Origin of the sequence: Azohydromonas lata NBRC 102462 (assembly GCF_001571085.1) — a bacterium.
GTDB classification, from domain to species: domain Bacteria; phylum Pseudomonadota; class Gammaproteobacteria; order Burkholderiales; family Burkholderiaceae_C; genus Azohydromonas; species Azohydromonas lata.
In genome coordinates this window covers 1-1,970 of record NZ_BCTC01000248.1, presented here as the reverse complement: position 1 = coordinate 1,970, position 1,970 = coordinate 1, and the positions used below count along the sequence as shown (strand labels likewise).

The 1,970-nt window shown below is 67.9% G+C and carries 1 protein-coding gene; it reads right to left on the bottom strand.

Annotated features, from left to right (window positions below; translation table 11 throughout):
* Window positions 1-1,970, bottom strand: a 1,970-nt coding sequence (locus tag ALA01S_RS30880) for an efflux RND transporter permease subunit (RefSeq protein WP_157119433.1), incomplete at both ends; no start/stop codon positions are given.

Here is a 1,970-nt window from a genome sequence, read left to right as displayed (position 1 = left end):
ACGCCGTCATCAGCACGGGGCTCAGCCGCTCCAGCGAGCCGCGCAGGATCATGCGGTGGTCGAAGTTCTCGCCCTCGAAGCGCATGAGGTTGATGTAGTGGCTGACCTTGAGGATGCCGTTGCGCACGGAGATGCCCGCCAGCGTGATGAAGCCCACCAGGGCCGCCACTGACAGTGGTTGGCCGGCCAGCCACAGCCCCACCACGGCGCCCACCAGCGCCAGCGGAATGTTGGCCATGATCAGCAGGGCCAGCTTGGAGCTCTTGTAGCGGCTGAACAGCACGACGAACATCAGCACGGCCGAGACGATGGACAGCAGCCCCACCAGGCGAGAGGCCTCCTCCTGGGCCTGGAACTGCCCGCCAAGCGTCACGAAGTAGCCCTCGGGCAACTTGGTCTCGGCCACCACGCGGCGGATGTCGGCCACGATGTCCGACAGGGCGCGGCCCTGCGCGTTGGCCGACAGCACGATGCGGCGCTTGCCGTCGTCGCGGCTGATTTGGTTGGGGCCGTCGCTGTCCTCGATGGAGGCGATCTTGGCCAGCGGGATGCGGCCAGAGGGCGTCTCGATGAGGATGTCCTGCAGGCCTTGCGTGGAGCGCGCCTCCTCCGGCAGCTTGACCACCAGCGCAAAGCGCCGCCCGCCCTCGACGATCTGCGTGACCTTCTCGCCCTCCACGAGGCTTTGCAGCACCGTGAGCACCTGCGGCGCCGGCACGCCGTAGCGGGCCGCCGCCGCGTAGTCCACGCGCACCTTGATCTGCGGCGCGAGCACCTGCTTCTCGATTTCAAGGTCAGCGATGCCGGGAATCGACGCCAGCCGGCTGCGCAGCACGTCGGCCTGGCCGCGCAGCGTGTCGAGGTCCTCGCCGAAGATCTTGATGGCAATCTGCGAGCGCACGCCCGAGAGCATGTGGTCGATGCGGTGCGAGATGGGCTGGCCGATGGCGATGGCCGCGGGCAGGTTCACCAGGCGCGAGCGGATATCGGCCTGGATCTGCTGCATGCTGCGCTTGATCTCGCCCACGGGCTTGAGGCCCACGTCGAGCTCGCTCACGTGCACGCCCTCGGCATGCTCGTCGAGTTCGGCACGGCCGCTGCGGCGCCCCACGTGCGTGACCTCGGGCACCTGCTTGACCAGCACTTCGGCCTGTCGCGCGATGTCGGTGGACTGCGCCAGCGTCACGCCGGGATTCAGGCGCATGCCGATGAGCAGCGTGCCCTCGTTGAACGGCGGCAGGAACGTGGTGGCGAAGAAAGGCACGGCCACCGCCGCGGCCAGCACCGCCACCGCGCCCGCGGCCACCGCGGCGCGTGGCCGGTTCAGCACCTTCTGCAGCGCGCTGCCGTAGCGGCGCTTGAGCCAGGCCAGCAGCCGGGTGTCACCGTGGTCGAGCGACTTCATGCGCGGCAGCAGGTACAGCGAGAGCACCGGCGTGACCGTCACCGACACCACGAGGCTTGCCAGCGTGGAGACGATGAAAGCGATGCCCAGCGGCACGAACAGCCGCCCTTCCATGCCCGGCAGCGCGAACAGCGGCACGAACACCAGCACGATGATGACGGTGGCGTAGAGGATGGCCGAGCGCACCTCCATCGTTGCACGCGACACCACCTCGATAGGGTGCAGCCGGTGCTCGTGGTGGCGGCTGCGGTCCTCCTTGAGCCGGCGCATCACGTTCTCGATGCCCACCACCGCGTCGTCCACCAGGCCACCGATAGCGATGGCCAGGCCGCCCAGCGTCATGGTGTTGATCGACAGCCCGAAGTAGCGAAACACCAGCGCGGTGATGAAGATCGATACCGGAATGGCCACCAGCGCGATCACCGTCGTGCGCACGTTGCCCAGGAAGAGGAACAAGATCACCGCGACGAAGGCGGAGGCGGCGATGAGCTTGCCCTGCAATGTGCTGATCGACGACTCGATGAAGCTGGCTTGGCGGAACGTCACGCGCGGAGCCTGCATGCCC